Raw genomic sequence first — 19323 nt, 5'->3', positions numbered from 1 at the left:
CTCGAACTCAGCGCCTGAAACCCCCAACGAAGGATCAGGCCGTTACACCACTACTCGGGACTTGACCAACCGACCTTGGTGTGGCAACTGTTCTCCGGCGATTCGGCAGCACTGTTCGCGTTGCTGGCCGGCGCCGGACTGGCCCTGTCCTCCGGGGGACAGCAGCTGCACCGGGGGCACAGGCTCAGGGCGGACCGGGCCGGTCTGGCGGTCAGGGCCGTCATCATCGCCGTGATCGCCCTGGTGATCGCGTCGGTGATGCCGCAAGAGGGCCCGCCCGCGTACGGCATCCTGTTGTACTACGCCGCCTTCTTCCTGCTGGCCATCCCGTTCCTGCATCTCGGGCCCAAGGCACTCTTCATCAGCGCAGCGGCCTTCGGCGTCATCACCCCGATCCTTATGCAGGCCATGATCCCGGTGCTGCCGGATTGGACCTCGTACAACCCCACGCTGGGACACCTTCTGTCCGATCCGGCCTCCGTGGTCTCCCAATTGCTGCTCACCGGCACCTACCCGGCCCTGCCGTACCTGACGTTCATCTTGGCCGGCATGGGCCTCGGCCGTCTCAACCTGCGCAGCACCCAGGTGCAGGGCATCATCGCCGGGATCGGCGCGGCCCTGGCCATCCTGGCGTCAGTGGTTTCCTCTGTCCTGATGTACATGGCTGGGGGCTACGAGGCGCTGCTGGCGACGGGGTTGAGCGAGGCCGCCCTGGACGAGGCCATCGTCTACGGTCCGGACTACCTTCCGAACACCTCTGCCTGGTGGTTGGCCATCGCCACTCCCCACACCAACACTCCCCTGGCCCTGGCCACCAGCCTCGGCATGAGCCTTCTGGCCGTGGGGCTGTTCCAGCTCATCGCCCACCGCGCCGGCCGATGGCTGACTCCCCTGGCCGCCGCGGGCACCATGACCCTGACCCTGTACTCCGCCCACCTGATCGCCCTGGCCCTGGAGATCCACTACGGCGAACCGGTCCTGTGGTTCGTGGTGCATCTGGCGGCTGCCTTCGGATTCGCTTGGTTCTGGAATCGCATGGTGGGCCAAGGACCCCTGGAGAAGCTCGTCGCACTCCCCGTCAAGGCCACCCAGCGCGCGGTCACCGGCTAAACTTCAGGACCATGGCCGATTCCACGTCAGGGCGGGTTCTCGTCGTCGAGGACGAGCCCGATCTCGCCCGGTTGGTGGGCGACTACCTGCGGAATGCCAACTTCGAAGTCGAGGTGGTCTCCGACGGTCTCGAAGCCGTGGAAGCTGTCCGGGAGCACTCGCCCGATGTCCTGGTGTTGGACATCGGCCTACCGGGCATTGACGGATTCGAGGCCTTGCGGCAGGTCCGGGTCTTCTCCGAGTGCCACGTCCTCGTGCTCACCGCCCGGGACGACGAGGTGGACAAGATCGTCGGCCTGTCCTTGGGGGCGGATGACTACGTGACCAAGCCGTTCAGCCCGCGTGAACTGGTCGCCCGGGTGCAGTCGATGATGCGGCGTGCGCGGTCCTCCTCGACGGCGGCCGTGCAAGCCTCCGACGAATCCGGCCTCGGCAGGCACGCCATCGGCGAGCTGGTGGTGGATAACGCTGCGCGGGATGTTCGGATTGCCGGGTTACCGGTCTTGCTGACGAAGACCGAGTTCGATCTGCTGGCCAGTCTGGCGGCCCACCCGAACCAGGCCCTCAGCCGGCGCCAGTTGATCGAGATGGTGTGGGGTGGCGGAGTCATGAGCGACGAGCACCTCGTGGACGTTCACCTGGCCAGGGTGCGGCGGAAACTGGGCGAGGACGCCGCCAACCCGACATACATCCACACGGTGCGTGGCATCGGGTACCGCATGGTGGGGCCGGCTTGACAGGCCGCCCGGCAGACCCCCACCACCGCATGGCGAAGTTCCGGGGCGATGACGTGTGGGAATGGGGTCCCGAGGCCGCCGACGCCGATGAACCGGAACCGCGCAGCATGTCCCTGACTGCCCGGCTACTCTTCGTGCAGGCCATCGTCCTGGTGGTCGCCCTGGCGGTCGTCGCAGCGACGACCCTGCTCCTCGGGCCGACGATGTACATCAACGAACTCTTCCGGCAGGGACACGGCAGGGCAGCGCGGGCCATTTTCCAACTGGATGACGTCTTCCGTGACGTGAGCCTGCTTTCCGTGACGATTGGTGGGTTGACGGCCATGGTCATCGCCACGTCCGTGAGTTTTCTCATCACGCGCCGGATCCGCCACTCGATCTCCGAAGTGGGGCGGGCGGCCACCCGGGTGGCCTCCGGCGAATACGACGTCCGCCTCGAACCCAGCCAGCTGGGTTCAGAATTCGACGACCTGACCGGGTCCTTCAATGACATGGCGACGAAGCTCAACGCGATCGACCAGACCAGGCGCCAGATGCTGGCCGACCTGGCCCATGAGATGAGGACGCCGCTGGCCAACTTGAAGGGCCATCTGGAGGGCATCGAGGACGGAATCGTCACCCTGGATGATCGGACCTCGGGAATCCTGGCGGGGCAGATCAGCCGCCTGGAACATCTGGCCCAGGATATGAGGTCGCTGACCCAGGCAGAGGAGGGGATGGTCCACCTGCGCCCCGACAAGCAGAACCCCGCCGACGTCGTGGTGGACGTGGTTGCCGCGGCGCAGCAGCTGGCGACATCACGGAACGTGGAGCTCGCGGCCACCATGCCCTCGGCCTCCTTGGCGCCGGTGCTGATGGACCGGGCCCGGATGGAGCAGGTCCTGAGCAACCTCGTGGACAACGCCCTGCGCCACACACCGGCCGGTGGCCGGGTCACCGTGGGCCTAGCCGAAAGGGAGGAAGACGTGGTCTTCACGGTGACGGACACCGGGGATGGCATACCCCCCGAGGACCTCGGCCGCATCTTCATGCGCTTCTACAGAGTCGGCGAGGGACGGGAGGCCCGGCCTGCCGGATCCGGGCTGGGCCTGGCCATCAGCAAGGCCCTGGTCCAGGCCCAGGGCGGGACGTTGACGGCCTCCAGTTCGGGGCCCGGCCAAGGATCGGAGTTCACGGTCCGGCTGGCCCGCAGATGAGCAACCACTGAGCGGCCTACTGAGGGTCCGTCCCGTTGAGCCGGGCGATGGCGTCGATGATGACGCATACGTAGGCGCCGCCGGCCCAGATAGGCACGTAGGTCAGGTCGGTGGCCCACAGCTGGTTCGGTGGTGGCCGGCGCGCTCGCTCGGAGGGCCTGCGGGACTTAGGAGGTCCACGACCACCGTTTCAACCGCTCGCCCGTCTTTGCTCGGCAGCGGCGGACGGATTCTGTGCAGCAGTCGGTGAGTGTTGGTCCTTCAGGTGCACTCTCTGCTCCGCCGCAGGTGCGCACCTGCTGCCAGCGGAGGCCGGATCGTATCCCGTCAGACGATGCGGCTCCGAGCGAGTCCAGATCGTCCAGGGTCAGGCGTTGGCCGGCAGCGTCTGTAGGGATTCGATGTTGTTCGGCACCTGATAGTACGCATCCAGAACGTCCATGAAGTGGCCCATGAATTGGTGGAAGTCCTCGGCGTCCTCGCCCTGGTCCACGACCACCGTGCCGTCACCGGACTCGGCGGCCGTTGCGCCGGTGAGGATCCGTGGGGCTTCGTCGACCTCGAATCCCATGCGGAACCCGGTGACGGTTTGCACCTGGTACCCGGTGCCGGTGTCTGCCACGGTGGCCGCGTTCGTCAAGTCCAGGCTGCGGATCGGCGCCGTTGGTCGGGTCGCGGCACGGTGCCCGTCTGTGCCGGCGCAGAGGAGGTGCTCCACCTCCACCGGGCACAGCACCAGCTCCAGGGGCGTGAGGCGGTACCCGAGCACCAGGGACGGTCCGGGCCCGGAGGGCTGGGCATAGACCAGGGTGTAGTCGCCGTGGTTCATCACCCGGTCCTCGAAGAGTTCCCGGAGCGCACCCTTGAGTTCTTTGCCGTTCATGGTCCTCAGCCTAGGCCATGATTGTGATTCCCATCACATTGGGGTTGACGTGCGGCGACTCGAGGATGGGTGGATTGGGGTCGGCCCGTCATGCCAGCGACCCTAGAGCCGCGCTCCTGCGGCCAGGGTCGCCGGAAAACAGGGCGTCCGCGGGCCGGAGGGGCGCCCGGTCATACGGAGCACCGGGTTTGCTCAGCTGTTCTCCGGCCTCACGACACTGCCTTCTTCCACCTCGAGTTCAGGCAGGTCGGCCGCCTCGGCGTCCTGTCGCGGCGGGCTCTGCTCTTGGTGTCCGCCGGTCCATTCCTCGGTGCCGCCTTCGGCGTTGTCCGGGGAGCGGCCAGCATCCGGGTCCGGCGCTGACCGGGTTGGCTCCTCGGGAGTCTGCTTGCTCATGTGTTGCTCCTGTCGCGTGCATGGTCGGGGATGGGACCCGCCGGGTGTATTCGTGTCGGTCAATGGCCGGGGACGCTCCCCGCCTTCCGTCCCGATGGGGTTGCCGTGGCGGGCGGGACCAGGGTGCCACCCTTACCGTGCGGACCTCCTCAATCCACCTCCCAGGCCGTCCAGCAGGCCCTGGTCGGTGTCGGCGTCCACCTGGTCGGGCATCTGCGCGTCCGCTCGCGTCGCTTCGTCATTCTTTCCCTGCGACCTGAACAAGTCCATGCTCTGGTTCTGGTCGGCTTCGATTGTTCTGCTCCTCCACCGGGGCCGCCTCCGGGTGGGCGCGCCAGGTCGCGGGCGGGTCTGCCCGGGGAGCTCGTGGTTCGCCCAGCGAATATTCCTGACATACGTGCTGTCATAACGCGTAGCGGTCACATCCTGCATGAGGACGCCAAACATCTCTGTTATGTAGATTGCGACATTCGCATGCTGAGTCATCAGGTCAGCGGTCCCGCTGAGTGCCAGGCGAACTGGATCCAGTTTTGGCGTAGCAAAGTCCGCTGCGCCCGTCCGAACCCACTTGGAGGTCGCCTGATGCGCCGCTATTTCCCGACCGACTCCGTGGGTAGAGCATCCAATTCCGTAGTGGCAGACAAAGGGAAGCTGGACTCGACCGACAGTGGCAGTTGGGTCCGCCTCCTCAAGGCTGGTCAGTGGGAGCTGTTTCTCGGAATGCAGATCTCCGCGAGTCAGTAAGATGCAACACATGCCCATCACGTTCGAGAACGTCGGCATCGCCGTCCGTGACCTGGAGGCGACGGTCGCCTTCTTCACCGACCTGGGACTGACCGTCCTGGGACGGGACACGGTCAGTGGTCCGTGGGCGGACACTGCCGTCGGCCTCGACGGCAACCACGCCAACATCGCCCTGCTCCAGACGCCGGACGGCAGCGGCCGCATTGAACTCTTCGAGTATCTCCACCCCGACACCATCGAGACGGAACCCACCCAACCGCACGAGATCGGGATGCACCGCGTCGCGTTCTCCGTCGACGACCTCGACGAGGCTCTCGAGATCGCCGCGCGGCACGGCTGTCACCCGCTGCGTGGAGTGGCGACCTACGAGGACGTGTACAAGCTCACCTACGTCCGAGGTCCCAGCGGCATCCTCGTGATGCTCGCCCAGGACCTGACGAAGTCCTGACCCGGAACTCAGGTCGCCAAAACCTGCGGCCGCAGATCCTCGGCCGGGGGCGTCCACGTGGCGGGGTCGGCGTCGACCTGTTCGCCGGAGCGGATGTCCTTGACCTGATGCGCGGCCGTCCCGTCCTCCCCCACGGAGGTAAACCAGACGAACGGGATGCCGCGCTTGTCCGCGTACTTGATCTGCTTGCCGAACTTCTCGGCGGACACGGCCACCTCGGCGGGGATCCCCCGGCCGCGCAGGGACTGCGCGGTGTCCTGCGCGGCCGACCAGTCGTCGTCGTGCGTCAGGGCGATGTAGACGGCCGTGGGCACCGAGCGGGAGGCGCGCGCCATCTCCTGGGAGAAGATGCGCATCATCAGGCGGGTCACCCCGATCGAGAGTCCCACGCCCGGGAACGTGCGATTGCCCTTGGACGCCAGGGCGTCATAGCGGCCGCCGGAGCAGATGGACCCGAGCTGCTCGTGGCCCACCAGCACGGTCTCGTAGACCGTCCCGGTGTAGTAGTCGAGGCCGCGGGCAATGGACAGGTCCGCCACGGCGCGACCGGGGGCCCGGCGGTGCAATTCCCCGACGACGCCGGCCAGCTCCTCGAGCCCTTCCTCCAGCAGCTCGTGGGTCACCCCCAAGGCGCGGACCTGCTCCACGAACGAGGTGTCCTCGGTGCGGATGGCGGCCAGGGCCAAGGCCTGCGCGGCCTGGCCCTCGGTGGCACCGAGTTCGGACTGGAGGAGGCGGGAGACCTCGTCCGCGCCGATCTTCTCGAGCTTGTCGATATTGCGCAGCACCCCGGCGGTGTCCTCGAGGCCGAGCCCGCGGTAGAAGCCCTCGGCGAGCTTGCGGTTGTTGATGCGGATGGTGAAGTCGCCGATCGGCAGGGCCCCGAGGGCCTCGGCCATCACCAGGGCGACGTCCACGTCCGAGCGGAACGGCAGCGTGCCGTCCCCGACCACGTCGATGTCCGCCTGGGTGAACTCGCGGGCGCGGCCCTCCTGCGGGCGCTCACCACGCCAGACCTTCTGGATCTGGTACCGGCGGAACGGGAAGGACAGGTGCCCGGCGTTCTCCACCACGTAGCGGGCGAAGGGCACCGTCAGGTCGAAGTGCAGGGCCAGGCGGTTCGGGTCCTGGGCATCCTGGGCTTTCTGGGTCTTCGCCGCCCCGTGCTCCGTGTCAGCCTGCAGGCGCGAGACGGCGTAGACCTCCTTGTCGATCTCGCCCTTGCGCAGCAGCTGCCCGAGGGTCTCCACGGCGCGGGTCTCGATCGAGGAGAAGCCATGCAGCTCGAAGGTGTTCCGCAGGGTGTCCAGCACATGCTGCTCCACGATCCGTTCGGCGGGAAGCCACTCGTGGAAACCGGACAGGGATGCCTTGCGGGACATGGGCCACCTTCTGTAGGAACTGCTGGGGGGACATTCGGCTCCCCATTCTAGGTCCAGCCGGTACGCTGGACGTGACCGTATCCACTATTCCCTGCGGCCGCGCGCCGGTGCAGGGCACCAGCAGAGAGTTCTAGCGGTGACCACCAGTCAAGAATCCGACGATCAGCAGTCCACCCAGCAGACCTCCGGCGAGGCCCCCGTGGCGGCGTCCGAGCAGTCCGCCCCAGAGGTTCCGGAGCAAGAAGCCGAGCCCGTAGCCGAGCAGGCGACCGAACCCGCCGCCGAGCCCGCTGAGTCCGCCGAGCCAACCGAGGCCCCGGCCGAGGAACAGGTGTCCGCCGCGGAGGAGGAGACCGAGGCCGTGCTGGCCTCCGTCGAGGCGACCGAGGCGCCCTCCGTTGACCCCGCGCCCAGCGACGAGGTGACCTCGGAAGCGCCCACCCCGGCGCCGGCGTCGTCCACTGAAGAAGCCCCGGCAGAGTCCGCGGCCGGCGAGCAGGACCCCGCCCCCGCGGCGCCGAAGCCCGGCATGCCCAAGCCCGGCAAGGCCCCGAAGCCCTCCAACCTGCCGCGGCCCGCCACCCCGGCCGGCCAGGGGAAGGCGCCCTCGGCCACCGCCCCCGCCTCGCCGCTGCCGGCCCCGAGCTTCACGACCCCGATCGAGGACGCCGCGAAGTTCGCCAAAGTCAGCGACGACGGCCACGTCATCCTGGTGGACGGCGCCGAGGAGCACCCGGTCGGCCAGTTCCCGGACGGGACCAAGGACGAGGCCCTCGCCTACTTCAGCCGTAAGTACGACGAGGTCGTCTCCCAGGTCATGCTCCTCGAGCAGCGCGTGGCCACGGGTGCACCTGCCGGCGAGATCCAGAAGACCCTGGGCCACCTGCGCCAGACCATCGGAGAACGCGGCATGGTGGGCGACATGCCCGCCCTGCGCGCCCGCGTCGAGGCCCTGCAGACCCGGTTGGACGATCTCAAGCTGGCCGAGAAGCTGTCCCTGGAGAAGGCCCAGGCCGAGCAGCTGGCCACCCGCGAGGCGATCGTGGCCGAAGCCGAGGAACTGGCCGCGAAGGACCCGCAGCAGGTGCAGTGGAAGCAGGCCAGCGCACGCATGGCCGAGCTGTTCGAGAACTGGAAGGCCGCGCAGAAGGCCGGTCCCCGCCTCGGCAAGTCGGTCGAGGACGGCCTCTGGAAGCGATTCCGCACGGCCCGCACCACGCACGACAAGCACCGCCGTGCCTTCTTCTCCCAGTTGGACGCCACCAATTCCAAGGCCAAGTCCGCCAAGGAGAAGCTGATCGCCCGCGCCGAGGCCCTCTCCACGTCCACCGACTGGGGACCCACAGCCGGCGCCTACCGGGATCTCATGGACGAGTGGAAGGCCGCACCGCGTGCCTCCCGCAAGGAGGACGACGCCCTCTGGGCCCGCTTCCGCGCCGCGCAGGATGTCTTCTTCAACGCCCGCAAGGCGACCAACGACGAGATCGACAAGGAATACGGCGAGAACCTCAAGGTCAAGGAGCAGATCCTGGCCGAGGGCCAGAAGCTGTTGCCCGTGAAGGACGTCAAGGCCGCTCGCAAGGTCCTCAACGATCTCCGCGGCCGCTGGGAGGACGCCGGGCGGGTGCCCCGCAAGGACGTCACCCGCATGGAGTCCGCGTTCCGCAAGCTGGAGGAAGGCCTGAAGTCCGCCGAGGACGATCACTGGCGCAAGACCAACCCCGAGACCAAGGCCCGGACGAACTCCGCCCTGACCCAGCTCGAGGACAAGGTCGCCGAACTCGAGGACGACCTGGCCAAGGCCCAGTCCAAGGGTGACGCCAAGGCCATCGCCAAGGCGCAGGAAGCACTCGATGCCCGCAAGATGTGGCTCGAGACCCTGCAGAAGTCGGCCCAGGGGCTGCGCTGACCCGCTGACCTTGAGCGGGCCCCGCGTGGATTCCCCTGTGAATCCCACCTTGGGTCCTGCGTTGTCCACAGCTGTGGCCCGGCCCTCTGCCGGGCCACAGCTGTTTCTGCCACGCTGGGACGGTGACCCTGACCGCCGCACCCGGTGCTGAATCCCCTGCTGGATCCCCTGCCGGATCCCCCGCTGATCCCACAGCTCAGCCCACCGACGGACCAGCAGTAGCGCACCCTGGTCTCGCGCCGGTGGACTTCCTGGTGCCCGGACTGCCATACGCCGGTCCGGAGCTCCGGGGCATGGAGCTCTCCGGACTGGTCCTCCACGTCATCGGGGACCTCTTCGTGGAGGCCGACCAGATCGGTTCGGGGGCAACGGGACTGAGGGTCCGTACTGCGGCGGTGCTCCGGCTCGCCGCACCCGTCATCTCGGGACGGTGGGCGGCCATGGGCCTGACGGCGGCCTGGGTGCTCTCAGGCGGGCCGCCACCGGCGGTGCTGGAAGCCTCCGTGGAGCGTTTCCACCGGATTCCGTTGCAGCCGCTGTCCGTCGGACTGCGGTTGGAGCAGTCTGACGCCGCCGGCCAGCCATCCGACGTCGTGGAGGTCTTCGGGCTGCCGTGTACGAGCGTGGAGCGGACCATCGAGGATCTGCTGCGCCGTGCCGGCGACTCTCGCCGGGCCGCGGCGGCGATGACCGCGGCGGCGCAGCTGTTGCCTCTGACCGAGACCGGCATGCTCCGGGACCGGTTCGAGTCCCGCCGGAAGCGTCCCGGCATGGGGTCCGCTCGGCGCGCGTTGGAGCGTCTGCTGCCGACCTGAGACCACCGTCGTCCTGAGGTCTCCGGCAGCCGGAGGACACAGTCCGTCTGAAACCTTGGCCGACCCGAAGGCTCAGTTGTTCTCAGTCCTCAGCTGCGGGGCGGCTCTGACCGGCGGTGCGGTAGACGTCGTAGACCCCGTCGATGCGTCGCACCGAGGACAGCACGTGGCTCAGGTACTTCGGATCGCCCATTTCGAAGACGAACTTGCTGATGGCCACCCGGCTCCGAGAGGTGTTCACCGAGGCCGAGAGGATGTTGACGTGGTGTTCTGCGAGCATCCGGGTCACATCCGAGAGCAGGGACTTGCGGTCCAGCGCCTCGACCTGGATCTCCACCAGGAACACGGAGGACTGCGTGGGGGCCCAGGAGACCTCCACGATCCGGTCCGGTTCCTCCTTGAGATGGTCGATGTTCTTACAGTCGACGCGGTGCACGGACACGCCGGAACCGCGGGTGACGAACCCGATGATCTCATCCGGCGGCACCGGGGTACAGCAGCGGGCCAGTTTGGCCATCACGTCGCCTGACCCCTGGACCATGACCCCGGAGTCCGACTGCCGGGCCGGGGCCGCGATGCGGGTGATCGGGATCGCCGAGGTGTCCAGGGACTCGTCGGTCTCCTCCTCCACCGCATGCAGCTTCTGCAGGTGCTCGATCACGTTCTGCACGGAGACGTTGGCGTCCCCGATCGCCGCGTAGAGCGTGGCGATGTCCGGCAGGTTCAGCTGCCCCGCCACCTCGGTGAGCGAATCCGAACCCATCATCTGGTGCAGCGGCAGGTTCATCTTGCGCAGCTGGCGGGTGAGCTGCTCCTTGCCCTTCTCGATGGACTCCTCGCGGCGTTCCTTCGAGAACCAGTGGCGGATCTTGTTCCGGGCCCGCGGGCTGCGGACGAATCCGAGCCAGTCCTGGCTGGGCCCGGCGCCCTCGGTCTTGGAGGTGAAGATCTCCACCCAGTCACCGTGGTGCAGTTCGCTGTTCAGCGGGACGAGCTTGCTGTTGACGCGGGCGCCGATGGTGCGGTGGCCCACCTCGGTGTGCACGGCGTACGCGAAGTCCACGGGGGTCGAGCCGGCCGGCAGGGCCATCACCTCGCCCTTGGGCGTGAACACGAAGACCTCGGCGGCGTCGATCTCCGCGCGCAGCGATTCCAGGAACTCGTTCGGGTCCGTGGTGTCCTTCTGCCAGTCCATGACGGAGCGCAGCCACCCCGGGGTCTGATCACCACTGGACGGGGCGCCCTGGGAGGCCTGGTCCTTGTACTTCCAGTGCGCCGCCACGCCGTATTCCGCGCGGCGGTGCATCTCGTGCGTGCGCAGCTGGATCTCCACCGGCTTGCCGCCCGGACCGATCACCGTGGTGTGCAGTGACTGGTACATGTTCAGCTTGGGCATGGCGATGTAGTCCTTGAAGCGGCCCGGCAGCGGGCTCCACTTCGCATGCAGGACACCGAGCGCCCCGTAGCAGTCCCGGACCGAGTCGACCAGCACGCGGACGCCCGTGAGGTCGTGGATCTCGTCAAAGTCCTTCCCGCGGACGATCATCTTCTGGTAGATCGAGTAGAAGTGCTTCGGCCGTCCCGTGACGGTGGCCTTCACCCGGGCCTCCTTGAGGTCCTTCTCGATCTGCCCGCGCAGCACGGCCAGGTTCTTCTCCCGCTCGGGGGTCCGCTCCCCCACCAGCCGCACGATCTCCGCATACACCTTGGGGTAGAGGGCCGCGAAGGACAGGTCCTCCAGCTCCCACTTGATCGTGTTCATGCCGAGCCGGTGGGCCAGCGGCGCGTAGATCTCCAGGGTCTCCTTGGCCTTGCGCGCGCTCGAGGCCGGGGCCACGTAGCGCCACGTGCGGGCGTTGTGCAGCCGGTCGGCGAGCTTGATGACCAGGACCCGGACGTCGTCCGCCATGGCCAGCACCATCTTGCGGACGGTCTCGGCCTGCGCGGCGTCCCCGAACTTGACCTTGTCCAGCTTGGTGACCCCGTCCACCAGGACGGCCACCTCGTCCCCGAAGTCCCGGCGCAGCTGCTCGAGGGAGTAGCTGGTGTCCTCCACCGTGTCATGCAGCAGGGCCCCGGCCAGGGTGGTGCCGGTCATGCCCAGCTCGGCGAGGATCGTGGCCACGGCCACGGGGTGGGTGATGTACGGGTCGCCGCTCTTGCGCTTCTGGCCCGCGTGGGCCTTCTCGGCCACCTCGAACGCCCGGATGATCAGGTCGAGATCTTCCTTCGGCTGGCGGACCTTGAGGGTGCGGACCAGGGGCTCCAGGATCGGCGAGTAGTCGTTGGTGACGCGGCCGGTCAGCCGCGCCAGCCGGCTGCGGGGCCGCCGAGAGACGATCGCACCGCCCGCCGGGCTACCCGCCGTCGCCGCACCGGAGGGCGCGCCGCGCCGGGTATCGGGCGAGGTGCTGGGAGCCGGGCTCGTCACCGGTGCGGTGGTCGCGCGCTTCGGCGCCGCAGACTCCCCAGTCCTGGTGGCCGACGTCGGCCCCTCGGTTTCCGATTCCTGCTCCGTCACACTGGGCACGGCCGAGGAATACGTCTGGTTGGGTGTGGGGTGCGGGACGGCACCGGGGCCGGCCGAGCGCGGCCGTTCTGACTCTGAACCCATGGCTGCCGTCCTTCCCGCAGTCAGCGCAGATCTTCCGCGCTACCGCTGTGCTCAACCCTCAACCGGGTAGTGATCCATTCTAGGGCCACCACCAGAAGTGGCCGGTACCCTGCAGTCAGAGTACCGGCCACCGGAGATCATCAGCGCAGGTCAGGCCGCAGCCGATGTCTCCGCTTCGCGCCGTTCGAGGACCTTGGCGTCATTGGCCTGGATCTTCGGCTCGCCCTTGCGCATCAACGCGTACAGCGGCGCCTGGATGAAGATCGTGGCCAGGGTGCCCACGATGATGCCGACGAAGATGGCCAGCGAGATGTCACGCAGCGTGCCCGCACCGAGCAGGAATGCACCGATGAACAGGATCGAGGCCACCGGGAGGATGGCGACCACGGAGGTGTTGATCGACCGGACCAGCGTCTGGTTGATCGCCAGGTTGACGTTCTCCCGGAAGGTCCGGGTGGTCTCCTCGAGGTTGTGTTCCGTGTTCTCCCGGATCTTGTCGAAGACCACCACCGTGTCATAGAGCGCGTAACTCAGGATCGTCAGGAAGCCGATGATGGCACTCGGGGTGACCTCGAAGCCGGTGGCCCCGTAGATGCCCGCCGTCACCGCCACCACGTACAGCAGCCCGATCACCGCGGCCAGTGACATCTTCCAGGTGCGGAAGTAGGCGGCCATCAGCAGTGCCACGAGGACGATGAAGACCACCAGGCCGAGCAGCGCCTGCTGCGTCACCCCCTGGCCCCAGGTGGGGCCCACGAAGTTGGAGGTCACCTGATCCTGCTCGACCCCGTAGGCCGCCTGCAGTTTCGCCGCAACCTCCAGCGTCTGATCGTCGTCCAGCCGGTCCGTCTGGATCCGCATGGTGCCCGGCGCGATGTTGGTGACGGTGGCCTCGGCCTCCGGCACGGCATCCTGCACGGCGTCCTCACCGGGGGCCACGTCCGTGTTGGACACCGCGGAGACCGTGAACTCCGAGCCGCCGCGGAAGTCGATACCGAGGTTGAAGCCGCCGCGGGCCAGGGTCAGGCCGACCACCGCCACGAGGATGATCAGGGCGACGGAGAACCAGGTCTTCCACTTCGTGGTGAAGGGATAGGAACGCTTGCCGGTGTAGAGCTGGTTGCCCCAGGTGGCCAGTGCACTCACTTTTGCTCCTCCGTCCGATCGGTCGAGGGGGTACTGCCGCTGGCGGAGTCGGCTGCCGATTCGGCTGCAGGGTCGGCGGCGCTGGAGTCGCCGAGCGTCGCGAGCTGCTCGGCCCGCCGCCGTTCGGCGATCGTCTGCCGCTTGGCCGCCTCCTTGGAGGACCTCTGGCTCCGCTTCGGCGCCTTACCGGTCGCGGCCGGGACCGGCCTGAACTCCCGGACCTTCCCGGCGCCCTGGTACAGGGGTTCGCGGCCGAGCAGCGAGGGGTCGAGGCCGGAGAACTTGTGCCCGCCCCCGAAGAACCGGGTGTTCGCCAACATCTGCAGCACCGGGTGGGTGAACATGAAGACCACCACGAGGTCCGCCACGGCGGTCAGGCCGAGCGTGAACGCGAAGCCACGCACGTTGCCCACCGCCACGAAGTACAGCACGACGGCGGCCAGGAGGTTGACGGCCTTGGACGCGACCACGGTGCGCTTGGCCCGAAGCCAGCCGTATTCCACGGCCTCCGCCAGGCTGCGTCCGTTGCGCAACTCATCCTTGATGCGTTCGAAGTAGACGATGAACGAGTCCGCCGTCAGGCCGATGGCCACGATCAGGCCCGCTATGCCGGCCAGGGACAACCGATAGTTGTCCGACCAGCCCAAGAGGACGATCGCCAGATAGGTCAGCACCCCCGCCACCACGAGGGAGGCCATGGTGACCAGCCCCAGCAGGCGGTACTGGAAGATCGAGTACACGGCGACCAGTGCCAGGCCGATGAGCCCGGCGATGAGGCCGAGGCGCAGCTGGTCGGCACCGAGGGTGGCGGAGATCTGCTGCTCGGACTCGATGGTGAAGCTGATCGGCAGGGCGCCGTACTTCAGCTGCTCCGCCAGAGCCGCGGCGGACTCCTCGGTGAAGTTGCCGGAGATCTGGGCCCGGCCGTCGGTGATGACGGCCTGGGACTGTGGCGCGGAGACGACCATGCCGTCCAGGACAATGGCGAACTGCTTGCGCGGGTCGCCCTCCTGGAAGGGGGTCAGGCGCTGGGTGACCTCGCGGAAGGCATCCGCGCCGGCGTTGTTGAAGGTCAGGTTCACGGCCCACTGGTTGGTGGACACGCCGGTGGCCGTGTTGACCAGGCCGTAGTCGGCGTCGGCGATGTCGGTGCCCGGGACCTCGACCGGTCCGACAATGTACTTCACGCCCTGATTCGGATCGCAGACAATCGCTGCCTCGTCCGTGGGCAGCGGCTCCCGGTTCGGGTCCTCGAGCACGGCGGGACAGTCATAGGCCTCGAACTCGGCGGCCAGTTCCGGGGTGATCCAGTTCGGGTCCGAGCCGTTCTCGGGCTCGGCTGTGGGCTCCGGGAACTCCTCCACCGGCGTCCGCTGGTCCTCCGGCGTCGCGGTGAAGGAACCCATGGTGATGACCGGACGGAACTCCATGTTGGCGGAGGCCTGGATCAGCTCACGGGTCTCCTGGTCCGGGACGCCGGGCAGGGACACCACCACATTCCGACCGCTCTGGGTGGTGATCTCCGCCTCGGAGACACCGGAGCCGTCCACACGCTGGCGGATGATCTCGACCGCCTGGTCGAGCTGCTCCCCGGACACCTCCTGGCCACCGGTGACCTCCGGGGCGAGCACCATCTGGGTGCCGCCTTCCAGGTCGAGGGCGAGCTTGGGGGCCAGCTGGGCCTGGCCGGTGGCCACGCCGACACCGAGGATCGCCGCCAGGGCGACTATCAGGCCGGCGAGCCACCAGAGGGTGCGCTTGGCGCGTCCCCGGGGGGTCTTATCAGACATGGAGGGCTACGGCTTTCGGTTCACGGTACGAGGGCGGGCGTCTGCTCGGTCAGACGGTGTCAGGCAGAGGGGCGGTCCGTGCCGGGACGCTGATCGTCCGGGCCGTTACCATCGGTCTCGTTGCGGTCGGTGCCGCCATTGGCCTCTTCCAGGCCGGCCGGGGAATCCGGGATGGTGGTCTCCGGCTCGCCGGCCACGGCGGCGGGATTCACGGCCTTGCCGATGGCCTGCAGGTGCACGGTGGCCGTGTTACCCGGGGAGATCTCGATGACGGCCTTGTTCTCTTCCTTGTCCACGGACAGGATGGTGCCGAACAGACCCATGGTGGTCATGACCTCCACGCCCGGGGCGAGCGACTGGTGGAGCTGCTGCTGCTGCTGCTGGGCCTTCTTGCTGCGGCGGAACATGCTGAAGATCAGCAACGCGAAGATCGCGAGCATGATCAGCAGGAAGGGGTCGAACGGCAGGCCGCCACCGCCTTCCGGATTGGCGCCTTCGGCGACAAGCGAGACAGTTGGGGGGGCGATCAGCTGGGTCACTTCGGGGACACCACATTCCAGAGTCGGGGCACAGGACAACCCGATTAGTCTACGGGTAGGTTCACACTGTCCATTCAGACGCGCCCTCCCGGGGCACATTGTTCACCGATTTCCCAGAAACGCCTCGAACCCGGGGACAGGAATCAGGGCCCGCGTTCAGGGGTCAATCCGAGTTCACGGATCAAACAGCGTGTCGGCCTCGTCGGCACTGTCTGGCCGGTCGGAGTCCGCACCGGCATCACTTGCCGCCGGAACCGACCAGAACGCCGCGCCCGGAGAATCGGGGGGCGGGACCAGGCCCAGGTGCTCCCAGGCGGCGGGCATGGCGATCCGGCCCCGCGGGGTCCGCCCCAGCAGGCCCTCCCGCACCAGGAAGGGCTCCGCCACGGTCTCCACCGTCTCGGTCTCCTCCCCCACGGCGATGGCCAGCGTGGACAGGCCCACCGGTCCCCCGGCGAACTTGCGGCACAGGGCCTCGAGCACAGAGCGGTCGAGGCGGTCCAGGCCTTTCCCATCCACCTCGTACATCTCCAAGGCGGCGGAGGCGGCGCGCGAGTCCACCTGGTCCAGCCCGCCGACCAGGGCCCAGTCGCGCACCCGGCGCAGCAGCCGGTTGGCGATGCGCGGCGTTCCCCGCGACCGGCTGGCGATCTGGGTGAACCCCGCGGAGTTGACCTTCATGTCCAGCAACAGGGCGGAGCGGCGGAGCACCAGTTCCAGTTCCTCGGTGCTGTAGAACTCGAGGTGGCCGGTGAAGCCGAAGCGGTCGCGGAGCGGCCCGGGCAGCAGCCCGGCGCGGGTGGTGGCCCCCACCAGCGTGAAGGGCGGGATCTCCAGGGGAATGGAGGTGGCGCCGGCTCCCTTGCCGACCACGATGTCCACCCGGAAGTCCTCCATGGCCATGTAGAGCATCTCCTCGGCCGGGCGGGACATCCGGTGGATCTCGTCCAGGAAGAGCACCTCACCCTCCGTCAGGGAGGACAGGATGGCAGCCAGATCACCGGCGTGCTGGATCGCCGGTCCGGAGGAGATCCGCAGGGGCGCGTTCATCTCCGCCGCGATGATCATGGCCAGGGTGGTCTTGCCCAGTCCGGGCGGTCCGGACATCAGCACGTGGTCGGCGGTGCGGCCGCGCAACCGGGCCGCCTCCAGGACCAGTGAGAGCTGCCGGCGGACCCGCTGCTGGCCCACGAAGTCGTCGAGGTTCTTGGGACGCAGGGCGGTCTCGAGCTCCCGCTCCTCACCCTCAGCGGCCCCGGCCACGAGCCGGCCGTCTGGCTGTTGCGTCATGCGCTACCCCCTACCGGCCCGACCGGGCGGACTGCCCCTGGCCGAGGTGGCGCAGCGTGGACTTGAGCACGCTGGCCACCGTGCCGGACTCCTCGAGTTCGGGCTCGTGCCGAATGGTGTCCCGGACTGCCTTCTCGGCGTCCTTCTCCGTCCAGCCTAAGCCGGTCAGCGCCTCCAGGACGCGGTCCATCCAGGGCATGGAGCCGGCCAGCGCCGGCTGGTCCTCGGTCCCGGCGGCGGCCGCCCCGGTGGGCACGAGCTTGTCCGTCAGCTCCAGGACGATGCGCCGCGCACCCTTGGGTCCGATACCCGGGACCTTGGTGAAGGCCTTGTCGTCCCCCGTGGACGCGGCCACCCGGACCGCCTCCGGAGCGTGGACCGCCAGCACGGCCAGGGCCAGCCGGGGGCCGACTCCGGAGACCCCGAGCAGCACCTCGAAGACCTCCCTCTCGTCCTCCGTGGCGAAGCCGAACAGGGTCATGGAGTCCTCCCGCACCACCATGGAGGTCAGGACCCGTCCCGCCTCCCCCAGATGGAGCCCCGCCAGCGTCTGCGGGGTGGCGGAGAACCGCATGCCGAAGCCGGACACGGTGAGGACAGCGTGGTTCAGCCCCACGGATTCCACGGTGCCGGTCAGGGACGAAATCATGCTCAACTCGCTCTTCTCGGAATGGCAATTGGACAACAGCCGGACGACAACGGGTCAGGTGTCGGACGGCCGCCCGGTTCGAACGTATCTACGAAGACCTTAGCCCATGGCTGATATCAGATCCGGGACCCGCCGCTCCAGCCCTTCGAGCCCCGGCTTCGCTGCTCGGCGGCGAGCCAGGCCTGTTGGGCCGGCGTCGATCCCCCGGTGCGGCGGCCGCCGGAGCCGCCGGCCGGCGTCGGGAACCGCGAAGCGCGCTGGGGACTGGTGAGGTTGCCCGTCTCCAGTCCGCGGCCCATCAGCCCGCCGCGCCAGGCATGGGTGATGGCCAGGGCGAGGGCATCGGCGGCGTCGGCGGGCTTGGGCGGGGCGTCGAGGCGCAGAATCCTGGTGACCATGGCGGTGACCTGGTCCTTGCCCGCGGTGCCACTGCCGGTGACCGCGGCCTTCACCTCGGAGGGGGTGTGGAGCGCCACCGGGATGCCGCGCCGGGCGGCCGCCGCGATGACCACGCCGGAGGCCTGGGCGGTGCCCATCACGGTCGGCGTGTTGTTCTGCGCGAACATGCGTTCCACGGCCACGTGGTCCGGGCTGTGGCGGTCGAGCCACTCGTTGATGGCCTCGTCGATGGCGAGCAACCGCAGGTCGAGCGACTGCTCCGCCGGGGAGCCGACGACCGTCACCGCCACCAGCGTGGCGGTGCGGTTGGGCGCCACGTCCACCACGGCGATCCCGCAGCGGGTCAGGCCGGGATCGACACCGAGGACCCGCAGCGGACTCGGCGCCCGGCGTCCCGTGGCCCCGGGGCTGACGGTCAAGGGCGGATCAGTCCTCGTCCAGCTGGGCGAGGACCTCCGGGGAGATGTCCACGTTGGAGTAGACGCTCTGCACGTCGTCCAGGTCCTCCAGCGCGTCCTCCAGGTTGAAGTACGTCTTCGCGCCCTTGGCGTCCAGGTCCACCTTCATGGTGGCCACGAACTCCATCTCGTCCGTGTCGTACTCGATCCCGGCCTCGTCCAGGGCGCCGGCCACGGCACGCAGGTCGGAGGGGTCGCACAGGATCTCGAAGGAGTCCCCGGACTGCATGACCTCCTCGGCGCCGGCGTCCAGCACCGCCATCAGGATGTCGTCCTCGGTGTGTCCCTCGGCCGGCAGCCGAACCAGGCCGGTGCGGTTGAACAGGAAGGCCACGGACCCCGAGTCGGCCATGGTGCCCCCGCTCCGGGTCACGGCGGTGCGGACCTCAGCGGCGGCGCGGTTCTTGTTGTCCGTCAGACACTCGACCATCAGGGCGGAACCCTGGGGCCCGCGGACCTCATAGATGATCTCCGTGTATTCGATGACCTCACCGGTCAGGCCGGCGCCGCGCTTGATGGCGCGCTCGATGTTGTCATTGGGGACGGACTGTTTCTTGGCCTTGGTGACCGCCAGCTCCAGAGCGGGGTTGCCGTCCAAGTCGGGCCCGCCGGCGCGGGCCGCCACCTCGATGCCCTTGACGTACTTGGCGAAGGCCTTCGCGCGGCGGGCGTCGATGATGGCCTTCTTGTGCTTGGTGGTCGCCCACTTGGAATGCCCTGACACGTGCTCTCCTCTCCGAGGCGACCGCGCTGGAGCACGGCCCGCATCGGCTGTTGGTGATGATCGGGTTCGTCCTGGCCCGGGCGCCGCAGCGCCG

17 protein-coding genes are annotated in these 19323 nt (G+C 68.3%); 6 read left to right on the top strand and 11 right to left on the bottom strand.

What is annotated here, in order from left to right; translation table 11 throughout:
• The first annotated feature begins 75 nt into the window (after window positions 1–75).
• Genes ACFFIO_RS12425 through ACFFIO_RS12415 form a run of 3 tightly spaced genes read left to right on the top strand, consistent with a single transcriptional unit; the run spans window position 76 to window position 3043 of the window.
• Window positions 76–1110, top strand: a complete 1035-nt coding sequence (locus ACFFIO_RS12425) for a heparan-alpha-glucosaminide N-acetyltransferase domain-containing protein (RefSeq protein WP_378042194.1) — start codon at window positions 76–78, stop codon at window positions 1108–1110.
• 11 nt (window positions 1111–1121) lie between these two features.
• Complete coding sequence (locus ACFFIO_RS12420) at window positions 1122–1847, top strand: response regulator transcription factor (RefSeq protein ID WP_378042193.1); 726 nt, start codon at window positions 1122–1124, stop codon at window positions 1845–1847.
• A gap of 29 nt (window positions 1848–1876) precedes the next feature.
• On the top strand, window positions 1877–3043 hold the full coding sequence (locus ACFFIO_RS12415; RefSeq protein WP_378042191.1) for a sensor histidine kinase: 1167 nt from the start codon (window positions 1877–1879) through the stop codon (window positions 3041–3043).
• A 367-nt stretch (window positions 3044–3410) separates the two neighbouring features.
• Here the strand turns inward: ACFFIO_RS12415 and ACFFIO_RS12410 are convergent, their stop codons facing one another.
• Together ACFFIO_RS12410 and ACFFIO_RS12405 are read right to left on the bottom strand one after the other, a co-directional pair.
• Entirely contained in the window at window positions 3411–3926 is a 516-nt protein-coding gene (locus ACFFIO_RS12410; RefSeq protein ID WP_378042189.1) for a hypothetical protein, read from the bottom strand.
• 192 nt (window positions 3927–4118) lie between these two features.
• Complete coding sequence (locus tag ACFFIO_RS12405) at window positions 4119–4322, bottom strand: hypothetical protein (RefSeq protein WP_378042188.1); 204 nt, start codon at window positions 4320–4322, stop codon at window positions 4119–4121.
• Window positions 4323–5076: 754 nt separating this feature from the next.
• Between ACFFIO_RS12405 and ACFFIO_RS12400 the strand changes: the two genes are divergently transcribed.
• Window positions 5077–5514 carry a VOC family protein gene (locus ACFFIO_RS12400; RefSeq protein ID WP_378042186.1) on the top strand — a complete coding sequence of 146 codons (438 nt, stop codon included), beginning with the start codon at window positions 5077–5079 and terminating at the stop codon, window positions 5512–5514.
• An 8-nt stretch (window positions 5515–5522) separates the two neighbouring features.
• Here the strand turns inward: ACFFIO_RS12400 and hisS are convergent, their stop codons facing one another.
• Window positions 5523–6896, bottom strand: coding sequence for a histidine--tRNA ligase (gene hisS, locus ACFFIO_RS12395; RefSeq protein WP_378042184.1), 1374 nt, complete (start codon window positions 6894–6896; stop codon window positions 5523–5525).
• Between the two features lie 136 nt (window positions 6897–7032).
• Here hisS and ACFFIO_RS12390 point away from each other — a divergent pair, with 136 nt between their 5' ends.
• A complete protein-coding gene (locus tag ACFFIO_RS12390) occupies window positions 7033–8805 on the top strand; it encodes a DUF349 domain-containing protein (RefSeq protein WP_378042182.1) in 1773 nt (590 codons plus the stop codon).
• Window positions 8806–9059: 254 nt separating this feature from the next.
• On the top strand, window positions 9060–9620 hold the full coding sequence (locus ACFFIO_RS12385; RefSeq protein WP_378042180.1) for a hypothetical protein: 561 nt from the start codon (window positions 9060–9062) through the stop codon (window positions 9618–9620).
• Window positions 9621–9702: 82 nt separating this feature from the next.
• Here ACFFIO_RS12385 and ACFFIO_RS12380 read toward each other — a convergent pair whose 3' ends face one another.
• From ACFFIO_RS12380 to ACFFIO_RS12345, 8 genes are all read right to left on the bottom strand, one after another.
• Complete coding sequence (locus ACFFIO_RS12380; RefSeq protein ID WP_378042178.1) at window positions 9703–12234, bottom strand: RelA/SpoT family protein; 2532 nt, start codon at window positions 12232–12234, stop codon at window positions 9703–9705.
• A 150-nt stretch (window positions 12235–12384) separates the two neighbouring features.
• Window positions 12385–13380, bottom strand: a complete 996-nt coding sequence (gene secF / locus ACFFIO_RS12375; protein WP_378042177.1) for a protein translocase subunit SecF — start codon at window positions 13378–13380, stop codon at window positions 12385–12387.
• Window positions 13377–15170 carry a protein translocase subunit SecD gene (secD, locus tag ACFFIO_RS12370; protein ID WP_378042175.1) on the bottom strand — a complete coding sequence of 598 codons (1794 nt, stop codon included), beginning with the start codon at window positions 15168–15170 and terminating at the stop codon, window positions 13377–13379. Before secD ends, secF begins: the two co-directional genes overlap by 4 nt.
• A gap of 59 nt (window positions 15171–15229) precedes the next feature.
• Window positions 15230–15709: a preprotein translocase subunit YajC gene (yajC, locus tag ACFFIO_RS12365; protein ID WP_378042173.1), complete on the bottom strand. Its 480-nt coding sequence runs from the start codon at window positions 15707–15709 to the stop codon at window positions 15230–15232.
• A 174-nt stretch (window positions 15710–15883) separates the two neighbouring features.
• The gene (gene ruvB / locus ACFFIO_RS12360; protein WP_378042171.1) at window positions 15884–16999 is read right to left on the bottom strand and encodes a Holliday junction branch migration DNA helicase RuvB; all 1116 of its coding nucleotides are present in this window, start codon (window positions 16997–16999) and stop codon (window positions 15884–15886) included.
• A 10-nt stretch (window positions 17000–17009) separates the two neighbouring features.
• Window positions 17010–17648: a Holliday junction branch migration protein RuvA gene (gene ruvA / locus ACFFIO_RS12355; RefSeq protein WP_378042169.1), complete on the bottom strand. Its 639-nt coding sequence runs from the start codon at window positions 17646–17648 to the stop codon at window positions 17010–17012.
• A gap of 116 nt (window positions 17649–17764) precedes the next feature.
• Window positions 17765–18466 (bottom strand): crossover junction endodeoxyribonuclease RuvC, encoded by a 702-nt coding sequence (gene ruvC, locus ACFFIO_RS12350; RefSeq protein ID WP_378042167.1) that lies wholly within the window; start codon window positions 18464–18466, stop codon window positions 17765–17767.
• Between the two features lie 7 nt (window positions 18467–18473).
• Window positions 18474–19229 carry a YebC/PmpR family DNA-binding transcriptional regulator gene (locus ACFFIO_RS12345; RefSeq protein ID WP_378042165.1) on the bottom strand — a complete coding sequence of 252 codons (756 nt, stop codon included), beginning with the start codon at window positions 19227–19229 and terminating at the stop codon, window positions 18474–18476.
• Window positions 19230–19323: the final 94 nt, after the last annotated feature.

Source organism: Citricoccus parietis (assembly GCF_042433045.1).
Taxonomy (GTDB): Bacteria; Actinomycetota; Actinomycetes; order Actinomycetales; family Micrococcaceae; genus Citricoccus; species Citricoccus parietis.
The sequence above is the reverse complement of the archived record's forward strand: the minus strand, read 5'-3'. Positions and strand labels throughout refer to the sequence as shown.

Excerpts from the sequence above, each read along its gene's own strand:
- ACFFIO_RS12380 (WP_378042178.1), bottom strand. The coding sequence starts at position 12,234 with ATGGGTTCAGAGTCAGAACGGCCGCGCTCGGCCGGCCCCGGTGCCGTC.
- ACFFIO_RS12405 (WP_378042188.1), bottom strand. The coding sequence starts at position 4,322 with ATGAGCAAGCAGACTCCCGAGGAGCCAACCCGGTCAGCGCCGGACCCG.
- ACFFIO_RS12410 (WP_378042189.1), bottom strand. The coding sequence starts at position 3,926 with ATGAACGGCAAAGAACTCAAGGGTGCGCTCCGGGAACTCTTCGAGGAC.
- hisS (WP_378042184.1), bottom strand. The coding sequence starts at position 6,896 with ATGTCCCGCAAGGCATCCCTGTCCGGTTTCCACGAGTGGCTTCCCGCC.
- ACFFIO_RS12420 (WP_378042193.1), top strand. The coding sequence starts at position 1,122 with ATGGCCGATTCCACGTCAGGGCGGGTTCTCGTCGTCGAGGACGAGCCC.
- ruvB (WP_378042171.1), bottom strand. The coding sequence starts at position 16,999 with ATGACGCAACAGCCAGACGGCCGGCTCGTGGCCGGGGCCGCTGAGGGT.
- ruvA (WP_378042169.1), bottom strand. The coding sequence starts at position 17,648 with ATGATTTCGTCCCTGACCGGCACCGTGGAATCCGTGGGGCTGAACCAC.
- secD (WP_378042175.1), bottom strand. The coding sequence starts at position 15,170 with ATGTCTGATAAGACCCCCCGGGGACGCGCCAAGCGCACCCTCTGGTGG.
- ACFFIO_RS12400 (WP_378042186.1), top strand. The coding sequence starts at position 5,077 with ATGCCCATCACGTTCGAGAACGTCGGCATCGCCGTCCGTGACCTGGAG.
- ACFFIO_RS12415 (WP_378042191.1), top strand. The coding sequence starts at position 1,877 with ATGGCGAAGTTCCGGGGCGATGACGTGTGGGAATGGGGTCCCGAGGCC.